Origin of the sequence: Brevibacterium sp. CT2-23B (genome assembly GCF_013168765.1) — a bacterium.
GTDB lineage: Bacteria > Actinomycetota > Actinomycetes > Actinomycetales > Brevibacteriaceae > Brevibacterium > Brevibacterium sediminis.
Genome location: NZ_JABBYK010000006.1, coordinates 17,410 through 33,247 on the forward strand (window position 1 = coordinate 17,410; position 15,838 = coordinate 33,247).

General features: G+C 62.3%; 27 protein-coding genes. 2 read left to right on the top strand and 25 right to left on the bottom strand.

Annotated features, from left to right (window positions below; genetic code table 11):
- Positions 1–140 precede the first annotated feature (140 nt).
- The 6 genes from rplQ to infA form a co-directional block, all read right to left on the bottom strand.
- Positions 141–689 (bottom strand): 50S ribosomal protein L17, encoded by a 549-nt coding sequence (gene rplQ / locus HIM68_RS14875; RefSeq protein ID WP_139468543.1) that lies wholly within the window; start codon positions 687–689, stop codon positions 141–143.
- A gap of 23 nt (positions 690–712) precedes the next feature.
- On the bottom strand, positions 713–1,711 hold the full coding sequence (locus HIM68_RS14880; protein WP_025777903.1) for a DNA-directed RNA polymerase subunit alpha: 999 nt from the start codon (positions 1,709–1,711) through the stop codon (positions 713–715).
- Positions 1,712–1,864: 153 nt separating this feature from the next.
- Positions 1,865–2,269, bottom strand: coding sequence for a 30S ribosomal protein S11 (gene rpsK, locus HIM68_RS14885; protein ID WP_025777904.1), 405 nt, complete (start codon positions 2,267–2,269; stop codon positions 1,865–1,867).
- A gap of 51 nt (positions 2,270–2,320) precedes the next feature.
- Complete coding sequence (rpsM, locus tag HIM68_RS14890; RefSeq protein ID WP_025777905.1) at positions 2,321–2,689, bottom strand: 30S ribosomal protein S13; 369 nt, start codon at positions 2,687–2,689, stop codon at positions 2,321–2,323.
- 212 nt (positions 2,690–2,901) lie between these two features.
- Complete coding sequence (gene rpmJ / locus HIM68_RS14895) at positions 2,902–3,015, bottom strand: 50S ribosomal protein L36 (protein WP_009884960.1); 114 nt, start codon at positions 3,013–3,015, stop codon at positions 2,902–2,904.
- 58 nt (positions 3,016–3,073) lie between these two features.
- The gene (gene infA / locus HIM68_RS14900; RefSeq protein WP_009379245.1) at positions 3,074–3,295 is read right to left on the bottom strand and encodes a translation initiation factor IF-1; all 222 of its coding nucleotides are present in this window, start codon (positions 3,293–3,295) and stop codon (positions 3,074–3,076) included.
- Between the two features lie 367 nt (positions 3,296–3,662).
- On the opposite strand from infA, the gene HIM68_RS14905 reads away from it, so the two are divergent.
- Positions 3,663–4,808 (top strand): MalY/PatB family protein, encoded by a 1,146-nt coding sequence (locus HIM68_RS14905; RefSeq protein ID WP_172173590.1) that lies wholly within the window; start codon positions 3,663–3,665, stop codon positions 4,806–4,808.
- A 58-nt stretch (positions 4,809–4,866) separates the two neighbouring features.
- Here the strand turns inward: HIM68_RS14905 and HIM68_RS14910 are convergent, their stop codons facing one another.
- Complete coding sequence (locus HIM68_RS14910; protein WP_172173593.1) at positions 4,867–5,751, bottom strand: PaaX family transcriptional regulator; 885 nt, start codon at positions 5,749–5,751, stop codon at positions 4,867–4,869.
- Between the two features lie 78 nt (positions 5,752–5,829).
- Here HIM68_RS14910 and HIM68_RS14915 point away from each other — a divergent pair, with 78 nt between their 5' ends.
- Complete coding sequence (locus HIM68_RS14915; RefSeq protein ID WP_139468546.1) at positions 5,830–6,069, top strand: hypothetical protein; 240 nt, start codon at positions 5,830–5,832, stop codon at positions 6,067–6,069.
- A 9-nt stretch (positions 6,070–6,078) separates the two neighbouring features.
- Here the strand turns inward: HIM68_RS14915 and map are convergent, their stop codons facing one another.
- From map to rpsS, 18 genes are all read right to left on the bottom strand, one after another.
- Positions 6,079–6,915 carry a type I methionyl aminopeptidase gene (gene map, locus HIM68_RS14920; RefSeq protein ID WP_172173596.1) on the bottom strand — a complete coding sequence of 279 codons (837 nt, stop codon included), beginning with the start codon at positions 6,913–6,915 and terminating at the stop codon, positions 6,079–6,081.
- Positions 6,912–7,478, bottom strand: a complete 567-nt coding sequence (locus tag HIM68_RS14925; RefSeq protein WP_139468548.1) for an adenylate kinase — start codon at positions 7,476–7,478, stop codon at positions 6,912–6,914. The genes map and HIM68_RS14925 overlap by 4 nt, the downstream gene beginning before the upstream one ends.
- 49 nt (positions 7,479–7,527) lie before the next feature.
- Positions 7,528–8,829, bottom strand: a complete 1,302-nt coding sequence (secY, locus tag HIM68_RS14930; RefSeq protein ID WP_139468549.1) for a preprotein translocase subunit SecY — start codon at positions 8,827–8,829, stop codon at positions 7,528–7,530.
- 348 nt (positions 8,830–9,177) lie between these two features.
- Positions 9,178–9,630: a 50S ribosomal protein L15 gene (gene rplO, locus HIM68_RS14935; protein WP_101546948.1), complete on the bottom strand. Its 453-nt coding sequence runs from the start codon at positions 9,628–9,630 to the stop codon at positions 9,178–9,180.
- A 1-nt stretch (position 9,631) separates the two neighbouring features.
- Positions 9,632–9,814, bottom strand: a complete 183-nt coding sequence (gene rpmD / locus HIM68_RS14940; protein WP_025777914.1) for a 50S ribosomal protein L30 — start codon at positions 9,812–9,814, stop codon at positions 9,632–9,634.
- The gene (gene rpsE, locus HIM68_RS14945) at positions 9,814–10,497 is read right to left on the bottom strand and encodes a 30S ribosomal protein S5 (RefSeq protein WP_216657189.1); all 684 of its coding nucleotides are present in this window, start codon (positions 10,495–10,497) and stop codon (positions 9,814–9,816) included. The genes rpmD and rpsE overlap by 1 nt, the downstream gene beginning before the upstream one ends.
- On the bottom strand, positions 10,494–10,874 hold the full coding sequence (gene rplR, locus HIM68_RS14950; protein WP_092015640.1) for a 50S ribosomal protein L18: 381 nt from the start codon (positions 10,872–10,874) through the stop codon (positions 10,494–10,496). The genes rpsE and rplR overlap by 4 nt, the downstream gene beginning before the upstream one ends.
- A 2-nt stretch (positions 10,875–10,876) precedes the next feature.
- On the bottom strand, positions 10,877–11,413 hold the full coding sequence (gene rplF / locus HIM68_RS14955; protein ID WP_025777917.1) for a 50S ribosomal protein L6: 537 nt from the start codon (positions 11,411–11,413) through the stop codon (positions 10,877–10,879).
- A gap of 17 nt (positions 11,414–11,430) precedes the next feature.
- Complete coding sequence (gene rpsH, locus HIM68_RS14960) at positions 11,431–11,829, bottom strand: 30S ribosomal protein S8 (protein ID WP_025777918.1); 399 nt, start codon at positions 11,827–11,829, stop codon at positions 11,431–11,433.
- A gap of 67 nt (positions 11,830–11,896) precedes the next feature.
- Positions 11,897–12,466, bottom strand: a complete 570-nt coding sequence (rplE, locus tag HIM68_RS14965; protein ID WP_039206325.1) for a 50S ribosomal protein L5 — start codon at positions 12,464–12,466, stop codon at positions 11,897–11,899.
- Positions 12,466–12,834 carry a 50S ribosomal protein L24 gene (gene rplX, locus HIM68_RS14970; RefSeq protein WP_139468550.1) on the bottom strand — a complete coding sequence of 123 codons (369 nt, stop codon included), beginning with the start codon at positions 12,832–12,834 and terminating at the stop codon, positions 12,466–12,468. Before rplX ends, rplE begins: the two co-directional genes overlap by 1 nt.
- Positions 12,835–12,836: 2 nt before the next feature.
- Positions 12,837–13,205: a 50S ribosomal protein L14 gene (rplN, locus tag HIM68_RS14975; RefSeq protein WP_025777921.1), complete on the bottom strand. Its 369-nt coding sequence runs from the start codon at positions 13,203–13,205 to the stop codon at positions 12,837–12,839.
- A gap of 144 nt (positions 13,206–13,349) precedes the next feature.
- Positions 13,350–13,637 carry a 30S ribosomal protein S17 gene (gene rpsQ, locus HIM68_RS14980; protein ID WP_139468551.1) on the bottom strand — a complete coding sequence of 96 codons (288 nt, stop codon included), beginning with the start codon at positions 13,635–13,637 and terminating at the stop codon, positions 13,350–13,352.
- Positions 13,637–13,888, bottom strand: a complete 252-nt coding sequence (rpmC, locus tag HIM68_RS14985) for a 50S ribosomal protein L29 (protein WP_025777923.1) — start codon at positions 13,886–13,888, stop codon at positions 13,637–13,639. Before rpmC ends, rpsQ begins: the two co-directional genes overlap by 1 nt.
- A 2-nt stretch (positions 13,889–13,890) precedes the next feature.
- Positions 13,891–14,307: a 50S ribosomal protein L16 gene (gene rplP / locus HIM68_RS14990; protein WP_025777924.1), complete on the bottom strand. Its 417-nt coding sequence runs from the start codon at positions 14,305–14,307 to the stop codon at positions 13,891–13,893.
- A 3-nt stretch (positions 14,308–14,310) separates the two neighbouring features.
- A complete protein-coding gene (gene rpsC / locus HIM68_RS14995; protein WP_139468552.1) occupies positions 14,311–15,126 on the bottom strand; it encodes a 30S ribosomal protein S3 in 816 nt (271 codons plus the stop codon).
- Positions 15,126–15,512 carry a 50S ribosomal protein L22 gene (gene rplV / locus HIM68_RS15000; protein WP_025777926.1) on the bottom strand — a complete coding sequence of 129 codons (387 nt, stop codon included), beginning with the start codon at positions 15,510–15,512 and terminating at the stop codon, positions 15,126–15,128. Before rplV ends, rpsC begins: the two co-directional genes overlap by 1 nt.
- 42 nt (positions 15,513–15,554) lie before the next feature.
- On the bottom strand, positions 15,555–15,836 hold the full coding sequence (gene rpsS / locus HIM68_RS15005) for a 30S ribosomal protein S19 (RefSeq protein ID WP_025777927.1): 282 nt from the start codon (positions 15,834–15,836) through the stop codon (positions 15,555–15,557).
- Positions 15,837–15,838: the final 2 nt, after the last annotated feature.

Consider the following 15,838-nt stretch of genomic DNA (forward strand, 5'->3'; position numbering starts at 1 on the left):
CCCCACCGAGGCGGCCTGCAGGTCCTTGTCGGTCCCCGCGCCAGCGGTGAATACACTTCAGGCGGGCACCTGTGTCGGTGCCCGCCTGAAGTGTGTGACTCACGGCTGCGGAGATCCGAGCCGTGAGTCGGTCGAGGAGCTTACTTCTCCTCGGCAGCCTCGGAGGACTCTTCAGCGGTCTCGGCGTCAGCCTCGGCTGACTCTGCCTCGACTGCGGCGTCTTCGGCCGGAGCCTCGTCGACGACCTCAGCCTCAGCCGGTGCCTCTTCTGCCGGAGCGGCAGCGGCGGTGGCCTGTTCGGCTTCCTTCACGGTTGCCTGCTTCGGCGAGTAGGGCTCGAGGACCAGTTCGATGACGGCCATCGGGGCGTTGTCGCCGGGACGGGGGCCGATCTTGGTGATACGGGTGTATCCACCGGGACGCTCGGCCATCGTTTCGGCGATCGAGGTGAAGAGCTCGTGCACGATCGACTTGTCGGAGATCTGGCCGAGCACGCGACGACGTGCGGCCAGGTCACCCTTCTTGGCGTTCGTGATCATGCGCTCGGCAACCGGACGCAGGCGCTTGGCCTTCGTCACAGTCGTCTTGATCTGCTTGTGCTCGAACAGCTGGGCTGCCAGGTTGTTGAGCATCATGCGCTCGTGTGTGGGCGAACCGCCGAGGCGGGGACCCTTGGTTGGGGTTGGCATTGTCAGTTACTCCTAGGTCTTAATCAGTACTGTTCGTCTTCGACGTAGGACTGGTCCTCATCAACGAGACCGGCTTCGAACCCGGCAGGACTGTCCTTGAGGCTCAGGCCGAGCTCGTTGAGCTTCGCCTTGACCTCGTCGATCGACTTCGAACCAAAGTTGCGGATATCCATCAGGTCGGCTTCGCTGCGAGCAACGAGTTCGCCGACGGTGTGGATGCCTTCGCGCTTGAGGCAGTTGTAGGAGCGCACGGTCAGGTCGAGATCTTCGATCGCCAGCGCCAGGTCGGCGGCGAGTGCCGCGTCCACAGGCGAGGGTCCGATCTCGATGCCTTCAGCTTCGACGTTGAGCTCTCGAGCCAGGCCGAAGAGTTCGACCAGGGTCTTGCCCGCAGATGCGATGGCATCGCGCGGGGTCATCGAGGGCTTGGTTTCGACGTCGAGGACCAGACGATCGAAGTCGGTGCGCTGTTCGACACGCGTGGCTTCGACCTTGTAGGTGACCTTGAGAACCGGAGAGTAGATCGAATCGACCGGAATCCGGCCGATCTCTGCATCCGCGTTCTTGTTCTGAGCGCTCGAAACGTATCCGCGTCCACGTTCGATGGTCAGTTCCATGTCCAGACGACCCTCACCATTCAGTGTGGCGATGTGCAGGTCCGGATTGTGGATCTCGACCCCGGCAGGAGCAGAGACATCGGCAGCGGTCACGGTGCCAGGTCCCTGCTTGCGCAGGTAGGCGACGACCGGTTCGTCGAATTCGGACGATACGACCAGGGACTTCAGGTTGAGGATGAATTCTGTGACATCCTCTTTGACTCCCGGCACGGTGCTGAACTCGTGGAGCACTCCGTCGATCCGGATGGACGTGACGGCGGCACCAGGGATCGAGGACAGCAGGGTCCGGCGAAGCGAGTTGCCGAGGGTGTAGCCGAATCCGGGCTCGAGCGGTTCGATGGCGAACCGTGAGCGGTTATCGGAGACGACTTCTTCCGTGAGCGTTGGGCGCTGTGCAATGAGCACGTGGGCTTCCTTTCAGCGAACATCCGCTATATGACGTTCGCACTGCACGTCATGGCCACAAAGGCCATGAAGAACGGTTCGGGTTATCTGGGAATCCGTTCTGCGACCGATGTCGGGATCTCACCCGTCATCCGTTGCAGTTCCACGGAAGGATCAGCCGCGGCGGCGCTTGGGGGGACGGCAGCCGTTGAACGGAACGGGAGTGACATCCTGGATGGTTCCCAGTTCCAGGCCGGCGGCCTGCAGCGAACGGATGGCGGTCTCGCGGCCCGAGCCCGGCCCCTTGACGAACACGTCGACCTTCTTCAGGCCGTGTTCCTGCGCCCGGCGAGCAGCCGATTCAGCAGCCATCTGAGCGGCGTACGGGGTCGACTTGCGCGAACCCTTGAAGCCGATCTCACCTGAGGAGGCCCAGGAGATGACAGCACCGGTCGGATCAGTGATCGACACGATGGTGTTGTTGAAGGTTGATTTGATGTGGGCCTGGCCGGCAACGATATTCTTCTTCAGCTTGCGGCGAGGCTTGCGCACTGTAGCGGCGCGTGACTTGGGAGGCATATGTCCTACTCCTGATCGAGGTGGTTGGCCTCAGCCAACCGAGTGAGCGTGTTACTTCTTCTTACCGGCCACGGTGCGCTTCGGTCCCTTGCGGGTACGCGCATTCGTCTTGGTCCGCTGACCGCGAACCGGCAGACCGCGGCGGTGACGCAGGCCTTCATAGCTTCCGATTTCGACCTTGCGGCGGATATCGGCGGCCACCTCACGACGGAGGTCACCCTCAACCTGGAATGTGCCCTCGATGTAGTCACGCAGCTGGACGAGCTCTGCGTCGCTCAAGTCCTTCACACGGGTATCAGGGCTGATTCCCGTTTCGGTCAGGGTCTGGCGCGCACGGGTGCGGCCCACACCATAGATGTAAGTCAAGGCGACTTCCACGCGCTTTTCACGCGGGATGTCGACTCCGGCAAGTCGTGCCATGGGTACTGTCTCCTGTTGTTGTTTCGGAGGTGCTGATGCAAACCTGTCCTCGGTCTCCCAAGGTCTCCGGCCCCCGACCGGAGGTATCGTCCTGTGTCCGTTCCCCGGAAGCTCTCACTTCTCATGGCTCCGAACGCAGATGGCGAGGTTTGCGCGGGTGTGGTGCTGCTGAGGCTCCGCTGTGGAGCCTCGATCTGCTCGAAACGAGCTGCTCAGCCCTGGCGCTGCTTGTGGCGCGGGTTGGAGCAGATGACGATGACCCGGCCGTGACGGCGGGTAATCTGGCAGTTCTCGCAGATCTTCTTGACGCTGGGCTTAACCTTCATCGTTTTTCCTTCTTTCGGTCCCTGCCCGGCCGGACAGGACGCGAATGATCGAAGATCCTTACTTGTAGCGGTAAACGATTCGTCCGCGCGAGAGATCGTATGGAGACAGCTCCACAATGACCCGGTCCTCGGGAAGGATGCGGATATAGTGCTGACGCATCTTTCCGGAGATATGTGCGAGCACCTTGTGCCCGTTGCTCAGCTCAACCCGAAACGATGCGTTCGGCAGAGCCTCGACAACGGTGCCTTCGATCTCAATGACCCCTTCTTTTTTGGCCATATCGTTCGCTAACCTCGTATTCCCGCGAAACCTTCGCGTTCGACGTAATCGTGTATCACCGACTCAATGCCGGTGACCCCTCGGTCTGCAGTCCTCGTCACCACATAAAAGAAGTGGATGGCAGAAGCCGCCCACATCTGAAAAAGGGTGAGTTGAATGAGAACAGACCAATCATCAACCCTACACTACGGAGAAAGAATCTTCCACACGGTGTTCGCTTCTGAGCGTGAAGTCCCTTACAATCCCATCTTCGCCGAGGCGGCGCACCGTTCCCATGTCCCCTGACGACGAATGGAGCGCACCTCGGCCGCCCCGACTGCTAGCGTGAGAACCGCACCCGACGCAGTCCCCGAAAAGGAGCACAGAGATGTCCGATTTCGATGCCATCACCGAGGAGTCCCTTATCGCGAAGGGCGGCCGCAAGTGGTCGTCCTTCCCCGGCTCCATCGGCGCCTTCATCGCCGAGATGGACTTCGGGGTGGCTCCCGCGGTGCGGCAGTCGCTGCAGACCATCGACGATCGCGACCTCTACGGCTACGCTCCCGCCGACCTGACCGCCGACCTGAGAACAGCGACCTCGAGCTTCTGCTCCGAGCACTACGGCTGGCGGATCCCCGTCGGTCACATCGAACCGGCCAGTGATGTGCTGGCTGCGTTCCTCGGCGTCCTCACCCACCTCACACCACCCGACACTCCGATCGTGCTGCCGACACCGGCCTATATGCCGTTCTTCGATGTCGCGCGAGTGACAGGCCGCGAGCTCATCGAAGTTCCGATGCTGCGGTCGGAATCCGGCTGGTCATTCGACCTCGATGCCATCGCCTCCGCTCTGACCCCCGGAGCCACGTTCGTCCTGTGCAATCCGCACAATCCGATCGGCAAGGTCTGCACCGAGGCCGAGCTGCTGGCCCTCGCCGACGTCGTGGAGAAGGCCGGTGCCCGGGTGTTCTCCGATGAGATCCATGCACCGGTCGTCTATGCCCCCGCGCGGCACATTCCCTATGCCACTCTCACCGAGGCGACCGCCGCTCACACCGCCACAGCGACAGCCGCGTCGAAGGCCTTCAACATCCCCGGCCTCAAATGTGCCCAGCTCATCCTCACCTCCCCCAGCGACCGTGAGGTCTGGGCGAAGAAGGGACAGTTCGTCTCCGGAGCCGCGTCGAACCCGGGGATACTCGCCACCACCGCCGCCTACACGCATGCGAATGACTGGCTGAGCGAAGTCACCGGCTACCTCAAAGGCAACCGCGACCACTTCACCGATCTCGTCGGGTCACTGCTGCCGGGTGCCGCCTATATCGAACCGGAAGGCACTTATCTGGCCTGGCTGGATCTGCGCGGCTATGGACTGGAGTCGAACCTGTCCGATCACATCCGATCCCGCGCCGAGGTGGCCGTGACCGAGGGCCGACTCTGCGGACAGGTCGGGGCCGGACATATCCGCTTCAACTTCGCACTCCCCCGACCTCTGCTCACCGAAGCGGTCAAGAGGATCGCCCGGATACTCTGACCACCATGCCCTGGGCCCTCTGACCGACATGTCCAATGGCCTCCACACCCGACACTGATCAGTCTTCGGGCAGCCATTCGATGAGTTCGAAGGATGAGCTTGCTCCCGCGCACTCGCGGATCAGCTGATCGAAGCGCAGATAGTATTCGAGATTGCACTGCCGCATCAGCGCACGGAACCGCACAGCCGGCTGAGTCCCGTCGACGAGAGTTTCCGGCAGCAGCGGGTGAGTCATCACTGCACGGGCGACGTCGTAGTACAGATCGAAGAAGCTTCCCAGGCTCAGCCCTGCGCAACCCGTGCCGGGTGCCGAACCCCCCGAACTCAATGGGTTCATGCGCTCTTCCAGAGGCGGCAGCTGGGCGAGAGCCGCGTCGAGTTCGAATGCCCGAGTCGTCATCCTGCGTGCCGCCGCGAGGGACTCGGGGGTCAGCACTCCGGCCTCTGACCAGCCGGGAACAGGGATGTGGGGCAGTCTCTTCGAGAGCAGTCTGGACTGGTCTGCGAAGCCGATGAGGATTCCCGGTCTCAGCTGTCTGTATCCCAAGCTCCGCGCAATGTACTGCAGTCGGTCGCGCAGTCCGCGTTCAGCTTCCGGAACCGAATACACGATGGTGTGGAAGCGCCCCGCATAGTCGGGGAAGACGTGATCGCCTGCGATGTCACCGAAATCTGAGAGGATCTGTTCGCTCAGACGGTAGATGGAGACCCGCCCGATTCGTTCGCTGCTGATGATGCCTCGTTGGACCATCCGTACGAGCTGATTGTGAACGCTCGAGGAGGAATACCCGTGTTCACGCAGCACGCTGACGATGACGGGTCCCGGCAGTCCACTGGCTTGCAGGCACCCGAAAACGGAGACCACGTCGAAGGCGATCCGCGTCATCCGATACCGATCGCCCACATCTGTCCGACGTTTCGGGACATTGTGGACACTCGTCATGGCCGGATTCTACCGTGAAGACACAAGGATCGGTGCCGACAGGACCGAGATCGCAGCCAAGCGACGAGGAGCCACGACATGGATGACGAGAAGCACACACTGGATCAGCGCGCCTACCAGACGGCCCGCACCTCCGGACTGCTGGCGGGAGCGATCACGGCTTTCATCGCCTTCTGTGCCTTCCAGATCTTCGGATTCACCATCGCCGAGACGGCCACGTGGATGTTCGCACTCGCACTGATGGCGGCGTCCGGAACCTTCGCCGCAGTCTACTTCGTCGGCAGGTCTGCCCTGAGAAAGCAGATGCCGGCCGCCTGAGTTCTCCCCTCAGGCGTCTTTCGGAGCCACGGGAGTGATTCCGAACGGCGCCAGCCCGGCCGCTCCCCCGTCGGCGGCTGTGAGTACCCAGACTCCCCCGTCATGGCGGACCACGCTGTGTTCCCAGTGGCTCGCCCGTGACCCATCCGCCGTCACGACAGTCCAGTCGTCGGCGAGAGTGCGCGTGTCCGCACCTCCCGTGGTGAGCATCGGCTCGATCGCCAAGCACATTCCGGGCTTGATCTTCGGGCCGTTCGAGCGTGCACGGTAGTTGAGGACCTCAGGCGCCATATGCATGGAGGTGCCGATGCCGTGTCCGGTGAATTCCTCGACGAGGCCCAGGTGGGGGAATGATTCGGAGACGAAGTCATCGATGGCGTCGCCGATGTCGCTGACCTTCGTACCGGTCGCGAATGCCGCGATGCCTGCCCACATAGCCGCCTCGGTGGCAGACGACAGCTCACGGTCGGCTGCAGTGCCTGCTTCGTCGCCGCCGACGATCATCGTCAGCGCCGAGTCCCCGTGAAAGCCGTCGACGACGGCGCCGCCGTCGATCGACACGATGTCCCCGGCGTTGAGGACACGGGATCCCGGGATGCCGTGGACGATCTCCTCGTTCACGGATATGCACACGACCGCAGGGAATCCCTGATAGCCCTTGAAGTTCGAGCGGGCGCCGGCGGCGTCGATGACGGCTTCCGCAGCGGCGTCCACCTCGGCGGTGGAGGCTCCGGGAACGGCCGCGGACCGGGCCGCTGAGAGCACTTCTGCTGTCAGCTGCCCGGCCCGATGCATGAGCTCAAGCTCTGCGGGAGTCTTCAGCTCGATACGTGGTCCGAAGATCATCGAATGGTCGAGAGGATGCGCTCGGTGATGTCGTTGACTTCGCCGAGTCCGTCGACCTGGCGAAGCAGACCGCGGCTGCGGTAGATATCGGTCAGCGGTTGGGTCTGCTCTTCGTAGACGTCGAGGCGATGGCGGATGACGTCTTCGCTGTCGTCGCTGCGGCCTTCGGTCTGAGCACGCGCGAGGAGACGAGCGACGACCTCGTCGGTGTCGGCGGTGAGCTCGACCACGTGCTCGATCGCCTTATCCTCTGCAGCGAGGATCCTGTCGAGTTCGTCGACCTGGGCGCTGGTGCGAGGATACCCATCGAGGAGGAAGCCTTCGGCTGCGTCATCCTGTGCCAGTCGATCTGCGACCATCGAGTTCGTGACCTCGTCGGGCACGTACTCGCCGGCATCCATGTAGCGCTTGGCCAGCTTGCCCAGTTCGGTCTCACCCTTCACATTCGCCCGGAAGATGTCTCCGGTCGAGATGGCCGGGACGCCGAGCGCCTCGGACAGGCGTGCGGCCTGGGTGCCCTTGCCGGCTCCGGGAGGGCCGATCAGGATGATGCGTGAACTCATAAGGTGTCCTTCCAATGGAATGTCCGCTGAACGTCAGCGTCCGGTCGAATCAGCGCAGCAGACCCTCGTAGTGGCGCTGCTGCATCTGCGCGTCGATCTGCTTGACCGTTTCGAGGCCGACGCCGACGACGATCAGCAGTGAGGTGCCGCCGAACGGGAAGTTCTGATTGGCGTTGATGAGAACCAGAGCGATCAGCGGAATGAGGGCGACGAAAGCCAGGTAGAGCGAGCCGGGGAAGTTGATGCGGCTGAGTACGTAGCTGAGGTACTCGGCGGTCGGGCGACCGGCACGGATACCCGGGATGAAGCCGCCGTACTTCTTCATATTGTCCGCAACCTCTTCAGGGTTGAAGGTGATCGCTACGTAGAAGTAGGCGAAGAAGATCGTCAGCAGCGCATACACGGTGATGTAGAGAGGATGGTCACCGCGGGTGAAGTAGGTGTTGATCCATTCGACTGCCTTGGATTCGGGGTCGAAGAACTGCGAGATCAGACTCGGCAGGTAGAGCACCGAGGAGGCGAAGATGACGGGGATGACACCGGCCATATTCACCTTGATCGGGATGTAGGTCGACGTTCCGCCGAACATCCGACGTCCCACCATGCGCTTGGCGTACTGGACGGGGATCCTGCGCTGCGACTGCTCGACGAAGACGACGAGGGCGATGAGGACGAGTCCGACGGCCATGACGATGATGAAGATGTCGACACCCTGCTCGCGGAAGATCGCACCGAGCGAGGACGGGAAGGCAGAAGCGACGGACGTGAAGATGAGCAGCGACATTCCGTTGCCCACACCGTGTTCGGTGATCTGCTCGCCCAGCCACATGATCAGGCCGGTTCCTGCGGTCAGGGTGAGGACGAGGACGGCAATGCCCCACCAAGTGTCGTTGGCGATGAGATCCTGGCAGTTCTGGACGTCGCCGAACAGTGCACCGGAGCGCACGGTCGCCACGAGGGTCGTCGAGTTGAGGATCGCGAGGCCGATGGTGAGGTAGCGAGTGTACTGAGTCAGCTTCGCCTGGCCAGAGGCACCTTCCTTATGGAGGGCTTCGAAGCGAGGAATGACCACTCGCAGCAGCTGGACGATGATGCTCGCGGTGATATACGGCATGATGCCCAGGGCGAAGATCGACAGCTGCAGCAGCGCGCCGCCGCTGAAGAGGTTGATCATGGCGAATCCGCCCTCATTGAGCTGAGGCGAAGCCACGCACTCCTGCACCTTGGTGTAGTCGATTCCAGGCGAAGGAATGAACGAGCCGAGTCGGAAGATGACAAGAATGCCCAGGGTGAAGAGGAGTTTCTTCCTCAGGTCGGGCGTTCTGAAGGCCCTCCGGATTGCGCCGATCAAGCGTCCTCCTCGTTGGGGGATGAAAAGTCAGAGTCGTGGTCGCGACCTGGCGATTGAGACAAATACCTGCAAAAGACTACCAGGGTATGCCCTCCAGGCCGAAACCGGCGAAGCCCCGCGGCGGCTCGGCGCAACCTGTGTTCGAGGCGGTCGAAGAGCGGTTTCAGACAGGGATTGAGATCGCATCGGAGCGGTTTCACGCGGTGTTCGAGAGGGCGTCTGGCCGGTCTCGGCCTGGTATGCGGACCACCGCCGCCGGCGTTCAGGGATGCAGAAGGGGGCGGCCACCGAAGTGACCGCCCCCTTTGACCAGCGTTGAAGCCGGGAATCCGTTCCGAGTGGAACGGATCAGGCCTCGTTGGTGCTTCCGCCTGCAGCCTTGATCTTCTCGGCTGCGGAGCCGGAGAACTTGTCTGCAGTGATGTTCAGGGCAACGGTGATCTCACCGGTGCCGAGAACCTTGACGGGCTGCTTTGCACGCACAGCGCCCTTCTCCACGAGATCGGCGACGGTGACGTCTCCGCCCTCGGGGAACAGGCTGGACAGCTTGTCGAGGTTGACAACCTGGAACTCCACCTTGGCGGGGTTCTTGAATCCACGCAGCTTGGGCAGACGCATGTGCATCGGGGTCTGGCCGCCCTCGAAGCCGTGCGGAACCTGGTAGCGGGCCTTCGTGCCCTTGGTTCCGCGTCCGGCGGTCTTACCCTTCGAAGCCTCACCACGACCGACACGGGTCTTGGCGGTCTTGGCTCCGGGAGCAGGGCGCAGATCGTGCAGCTTCAGCGAGTCGTTGTTCGACATATCAATCGACCTCTTCCACAGTCACGATGTGGCGGACAGCGTTGATCATTCCCCGGATCTCGGGGCGATCTTCCTGCACCACAACGTCGTTGGTCCGCTTGAGACCGAGCGAACGCAGCGTGTCACGCTGGCTCTGACGGTATCCGATTGCGGACTTGCGCTGAGTAATCTTGAGCTTTGCCATCAGGACTTCGCCCCACTTTCAGCAGCTGCTCGCAGCAGTGCGTGCGGAGCAACTTCGTCGACGGGCAGGCCACGGCGAGCCGCGACCTCTTCCGGACGCTCAAGGCCCTTCAGCGCGGCGATCGCAGCGTGCACGATGTTGATCGCGTTCGCCGAGCCCAGCGACTTGGACAGGACGTCCTGGACGCCTGCCGCATCGAGGACCGCACGAACGGGTCCACCGGCGATGACACCGGTACCCGGAGCGGCCGGACGCAGCAGGACGACGCCTGCGGCTTCCTCGCCCTGGATAGGGTGCGGAATGGTCTTCTGGATGCGGGGAACGCGGAAGAAGTTCTTCTTCGCTTCCTCGACACCCTTGGCGATGGCGGCAGGAACTTCCTTCGCCTTGCCGTAGCCCATGCCGACCATGCCGTCGCCGTCACCGACCACGACGAGAGCCGTGAAGGAGAACCGACGTCCACCCTTGACGACCTTCGACACGCGGTTGATCGTGATGACGTGTTCGATGAACTGGTTCTTGTCTTCACGGTCGTTGCGACCACCGCGTCCACGGCCTTCGCCGCGTCCGCGACCCTGACCGCCCTGTCCACCCTGGCCGCGGCCACGGGAGGAACGGTCACCGCTGTTGTCGGTGCGGGTCTCAGCAGTTGCCTGCTGTTCCTTGTTCTCTTCAGTGCTCATAGGGCCAATCCTCCTTCACGGGCACCTTCGGCGATTGCCTGCACACGGCCGTGGTAGGCATTGCCTCCACGGTCGAAGACGACGGAATCGATTCCGGCGTCCTTGGCGCGCTGAGCAACCAGCTCGCCCACCTTGCGGGCTTTGCCGGTCTTATCGCCTTCGAATGTCCGCAGGTCGGCTTCCATGGTGGAGGCCGAGACCAGGGTCTTGCCGACGGTGTCGTCGATGACCTGGACGAAGACGTGGCGCGTGGAGCGAGTCACTGAGAGGCGAGGGCGCTCGGTCGTGCCGCTGACATGCTTGCGCAGTCGAGCGTGACGACGCTTGCGAGCAGCTGCCCTGCCTTTGCCGTAGCTTTCCTTCTTGCCAAAGGCCATCGTTACTTACCAGCCTTTCCGACCTTGCGACGGACGATTTCGCCGGCGTAGCGCACACCCTTGCCCTTATAAGGCTCGGGCTTGCGCAGCTTCCGGATGTTGGCAGCGGTCTCACCGACGAGCTGCTTGTCGATTCCGTGGACAGCAACCTTGGTCTGACCGTCGACGCTGAAGGAGATTCCCTCCGGCGGTTCGACGACGATCGGGTGGCTGTAGCCGAGGGCGAACTCGAGGTTCGATCCCTTGGCCAGGACACGGTAACCGGTTCCGACGATCTCGAGGGCCTTGGAGTAGCCATCGGTCACACCGACGATCATGTTGTTGATGAGCGTGCGGGACAGTCCGTGCAGAGAACGCGATTCGCGCTCTTCGTCCGGACGGGCAACCGTGATGACACCGTCTTCGAGCGATACGGTGATCGGCTCGGCGATGGTGACGGACAGCTCGCCCTTAGGTCCCTTGACGGCGACATCCTGGCCGTCGACCTTGACCTCGACGCCGCTGGGAACGGAGATCGGGTTCTTGCCAATACGTGACATGTTCTTCTCTCCTTCCTTTACCAGACGTAGGCGAGGACTTCCCCACCCACACCCTTCTTGGCGGCCTGACGGTCCGTCAGGAGGCCTGACGAGGTCGACAGGATGGCGATGCCGAGGCCGCCGAGAACCTTGGGCAGGTTCGTGGACTTCGCATAGACGCGCAGTCCCGGCTTCGACACACGGCGCAGGCCGGCGATCGAACGTTCCCGGTTGGGTCCGAACTTCAGGTCCAGGAGCAGAGTCTTGCCGACTTCGGCGTCTTCGACGCTCCAGCCGGTGATGTAGCCCTCGGTCTTGAGGATCTCGGCGATGTTCGACTTGAGCTTCGAGAACGGCATACTGACGTCCTCGTGATAAGCCGAGTTGGCGTTGCGCAGACGCGTAAGCATGTCTGCGACTGGATCAGTCATTGTCATTTGGGCACTTGCCCTTCCTCGTTACGGTTTCCGCCCACGTACTGTGCTTGGACCTGCAACGTAGCGATTATTTTTGTTTGAACGGGAACCCGAGGTGACGCAGCAGTGCACGTCCCTCGTCGTCGGTTGCCGCGGTGGTGACGACGGTGATATCCATACCGCGGACGCGGTCGATCCGGTCCTGATCGATCTCGTGGAACATGGACTGTTCGGTGAGGCCGAAGGTGTAGTTACCGTTTCCGTCGAACTGACGATCCGAGAGTCCGCGGAAGTCGCGGATACGCGGCAGTGCCAGCGTGATGACGCGGTCGATGAACTCCCACATCCGGGCTCCACGCATGGTGACGTGGGCACCGATGGGCTGACCTTCGCGCAGCTTGAACTGTGCGATGGACTTGCGGGCACGTGTCACGACAGGCTTCTGACCGGTGATCAGAGTCAGGTCGTTGATCGCGCCTTCGATCATCTTGGAATCGCGTGCTGCGTCACCCACACCCATGTTCACGACGACCTTGGTCAGTCCGGGAACCTGCATGGGGTTGGCGTAGTTGAACTCTTCCTGCAGCTTCGCAACGATCTCTTCGCGGTAAATCTGCTTGAGACGCGGTGCGGGACGGCTGGTGGTTGTTTCCGTCATCAGATCTCCTCCCCGGTGCGACGCGAGATGCGAACTCGAACGGTCTTGGTGCGACCGTCGCGCTCGACGCTCTCTTCGCGGTATCCGACGCGGGTGGGCTTGTTGTCCTTGGGGTCAACGAGCGCCACGTTGGACACGTGGATGGGGGCTTCGTGGGTCTCACGGCCACCAGCGGTGCCGCCGGCCTGAGTCTGCGTAGCCTTCTTGTGCTTGATCACGCGGTTGACGCCCTCAACGAGGACGCGGTTGCGTTCGGGGTAGACGGCAAGAACCTTGCCCTGCTTGCCACGATCGCCACCACGGGACTGCCGAGCGCCGGCGATGACCTGGACGAGGTCGCCCTTCTTGATCTTGAGCTTGTTCGCCATGCTCACAACACCTCCGGTGCCAGGGAGACGATCTTCATGAACTTCTTGTCGCGGAGTTCGCGTCCCACGGGCCCGAAGATACGGGTTCCGCGTGGTTCCTCATCGTTCTTGAGGATGACAGCTGCATTCTCATCGAACTTGATGTAGGAGCCGTCGGGACGACGACGTTCCTTGGCAGTGCGAACGATGACGGCCTTGACGACGTCACCCTTCTTCACATTGCCGCCAGGGATTGCATCCTTGACGGTTGCCACGATGGTGTCACCGATCGAGGCGTAGCGCCGACCGGAGCCACCCAGGATCCTGATTGCCAGGATCTGCTTGGCGCCAGTGTTGTCGGCGACTTTGAGTCGCGACTCTTGCTGAATCACTATTTTCTCCTGTCGTCGCGCTGGTTCTCACGCCTGAGCGCGAGCCTTGCGGAACGGATTCATTGACATTTCACCCCGTTCCCGGTAGCCGCCCACGGCCTGCAGGAGGCCGCGGGCGGGACCGGGTGGGTGGGGTGGCGTTGACTACTTGGCGCGTTCGACGATTTCGACGAGCCGCCAACGCTTCGCGGCCGAAAGGGGCCGCGTCTCGGCCACGAGGACGAGGTCGCCGATGCCGGCGGTGTTCTCTTCGTCGTGAACCTTGTACTTGACCGACTTGCGCATGACCTTGCCGTAGAGGCGGTGCTTCATGCGCTCCTCAACCTCGACGACGATGGTCTTGTCCATCTTGTCGGATACGACGTAGCCACGTGCGGTCTTGCGGGAGTTGCGTTCCGCAGCAGTGGACTCGGTGTTCGTGGTCTCCGCCATCACTTGCTCTCTTCCTTGGCATCAGCGGGGTTCGGACGGATGTCCAGCTCCCGTTCGTTGAGCACGGTGTAGATACGAGCGATGTCGCGACGCACGGCCTTGAGGCGACCGTGGCTCTCCAGCTGGCCGGTGGCCGACTGGAAACGCAGGTTGAACAGCTCGGCCTTGGCCTTCTTGAGCTCTTCCTGCAGACGCTCGTTGTCGTAACCGTCAAGCGCGTCGATGGAAAGGTTCTTCGAACCGATAGCCATTCTCACTCACCACCTTCGCGGGCCACGATACGGGCCTTCAGCGGAAGCTTATGGATCGCCAGGCGCAGAGCCTCGCGAGCAACTTCCTCGGACACACCGCCGAGTTCGAACATGACTCGACCGGGTTTGACATTGGCGATCCACCACTCCGGCGAACCCTTACCGGAACCCATGCGGGTTTCGGCAGGCTTCTTCGTCAGCGGGTGATCAGGGTAGATGTTGATCCACACCTTGCCGCCGCGCTTGATGTAGCGGGTCATGGCAATACGTGCGGCCTCGATCTGACGGTTGGTGACGTAAGCCGGCTCGAGAGCCTGGATGCCGTAGTCACCGAAGGACACCGTCGTGCCTCCCTTGGCGGCGCCGCCCCGGTTGGGGTGGTGCTGCTTGCGGAATTTCACTCGACGAGGGATCAGCATTTCTCAGCCCTCCGATCCGGCCTCAGCCGCGGGGGCTTCGGCGCTGTTCTCAGTATTACGGGCCTGGTCGCCACGGCGCGGTGCGCCTTCCTGACCACGTCCGCGGCCTCCACGACCGCGCCCACGGCCACGCGGGCCACGAGCAGCAGGAGCCTTGGCCTGCTCGGCGGCAAGCTCCTTGTCGGTCATGTCGCCCTTGTAGATCCACACCTTGACGCCGATGCGTCCGAAAGTGGTGTGAGCTTCGTGAACGCCGAAGTCGATGTTCGCGCGCAGGGTGTGCAGCGGCACACGACCTTCGCGGTAGAACTCGGACCGGCTCATCTCAGCACCGCCGAGGCGGCCCGAGCACTGCACGCGGATGCCCTTGGCACCTGCGCGCTGGGCGCTCTGGATCGCCTTGCGCATCGCGCGGCGGAAGGCCACGCGGCTGGCGAGCTGCTCGGCAACACCCTGGGCGACGAGCTGAGCGTCGACCTCGGGGTTCTTCACCTCAAGGATGTTGAGCTGAATCTGCTTGCCGGTGAGCTTTTCGAGCTGACCGCGGATGCGGTCTGCTTCGGCTCCGCGACGGCCGATGACGATGCCCGGGCGTGCGGTGTGGATGTCGACGCGGACACGGTCACGCGTGCGCTCGATGTTGACCTTCGAGATGCCGGCCCGTTCGAGGCCGGTGTTCATCATCTGGCGGATCTTGACATCTTCGAGCACGTAGTCGCGGTAGCGCTGCCCCGGCTTGGTCGAGTCAGCGAACCACTTCGACTTGTGATCCGTGGTGATTCCGAGTCGGAATCCATTCGGATTGATCTTCTGGCCCATTAACGGTTCCCCTTCCGGCTCTTGCGCTGAGGCAGGTCGTCACCGCTGGCCAGGACCACTGTCACGTGGCTGGTGCGCTTCTCAATGCGAAAAGCGCGACCCTGGGCACGCGGACGGAACCGCTTCATGGTCGGCCCCTCGTCCACGAAGGCTTCGGAGATGACCAGTTCGTTCTCGTCGAACGCAACGCCTTCCTCGTCGGCCCGGACACGCGCATTGGCGATGCCGGAGGCCACGAGCTTGTAAATCGGATCTGATGCCGACTGTTCTGCAAACTTCAACACTGCAAGTGCTTCGGTCGCCTGCTGACCACGAATGAGGTCGATGACGCGCCGAGCCTTGCGAGGCGTAACGCGCAGGTACCGCGCCTTAGCCTTGGCTTCCATCGCTTCCTTCTCTCTTCTCTAGGATCGAAAGAGTGCCCCGCCTCAGCGGCGGCGACCCTTGCGATCGTCCTTTTCGTGGCCACGGAACGTCCGTGTCGGTGCGAACTCGCCGAGCTTGTGTCCGACCATCGACTCAGTGATGAAGACGGGGACATGCTTGCGTCCGTCATGTACTGCGATGGTGTGTCCCAGGAAGTCCGGGATGATCATCGAGCGACGAGACCATGTTTTGATGACATTCTTGGTGTTCTTCTCGTTCTGCCGAGCCACCTTCTGGAAGAGGTGTTCGTCGACGAAAGGACCCTTTTTGAGGCTACGAGGCATAA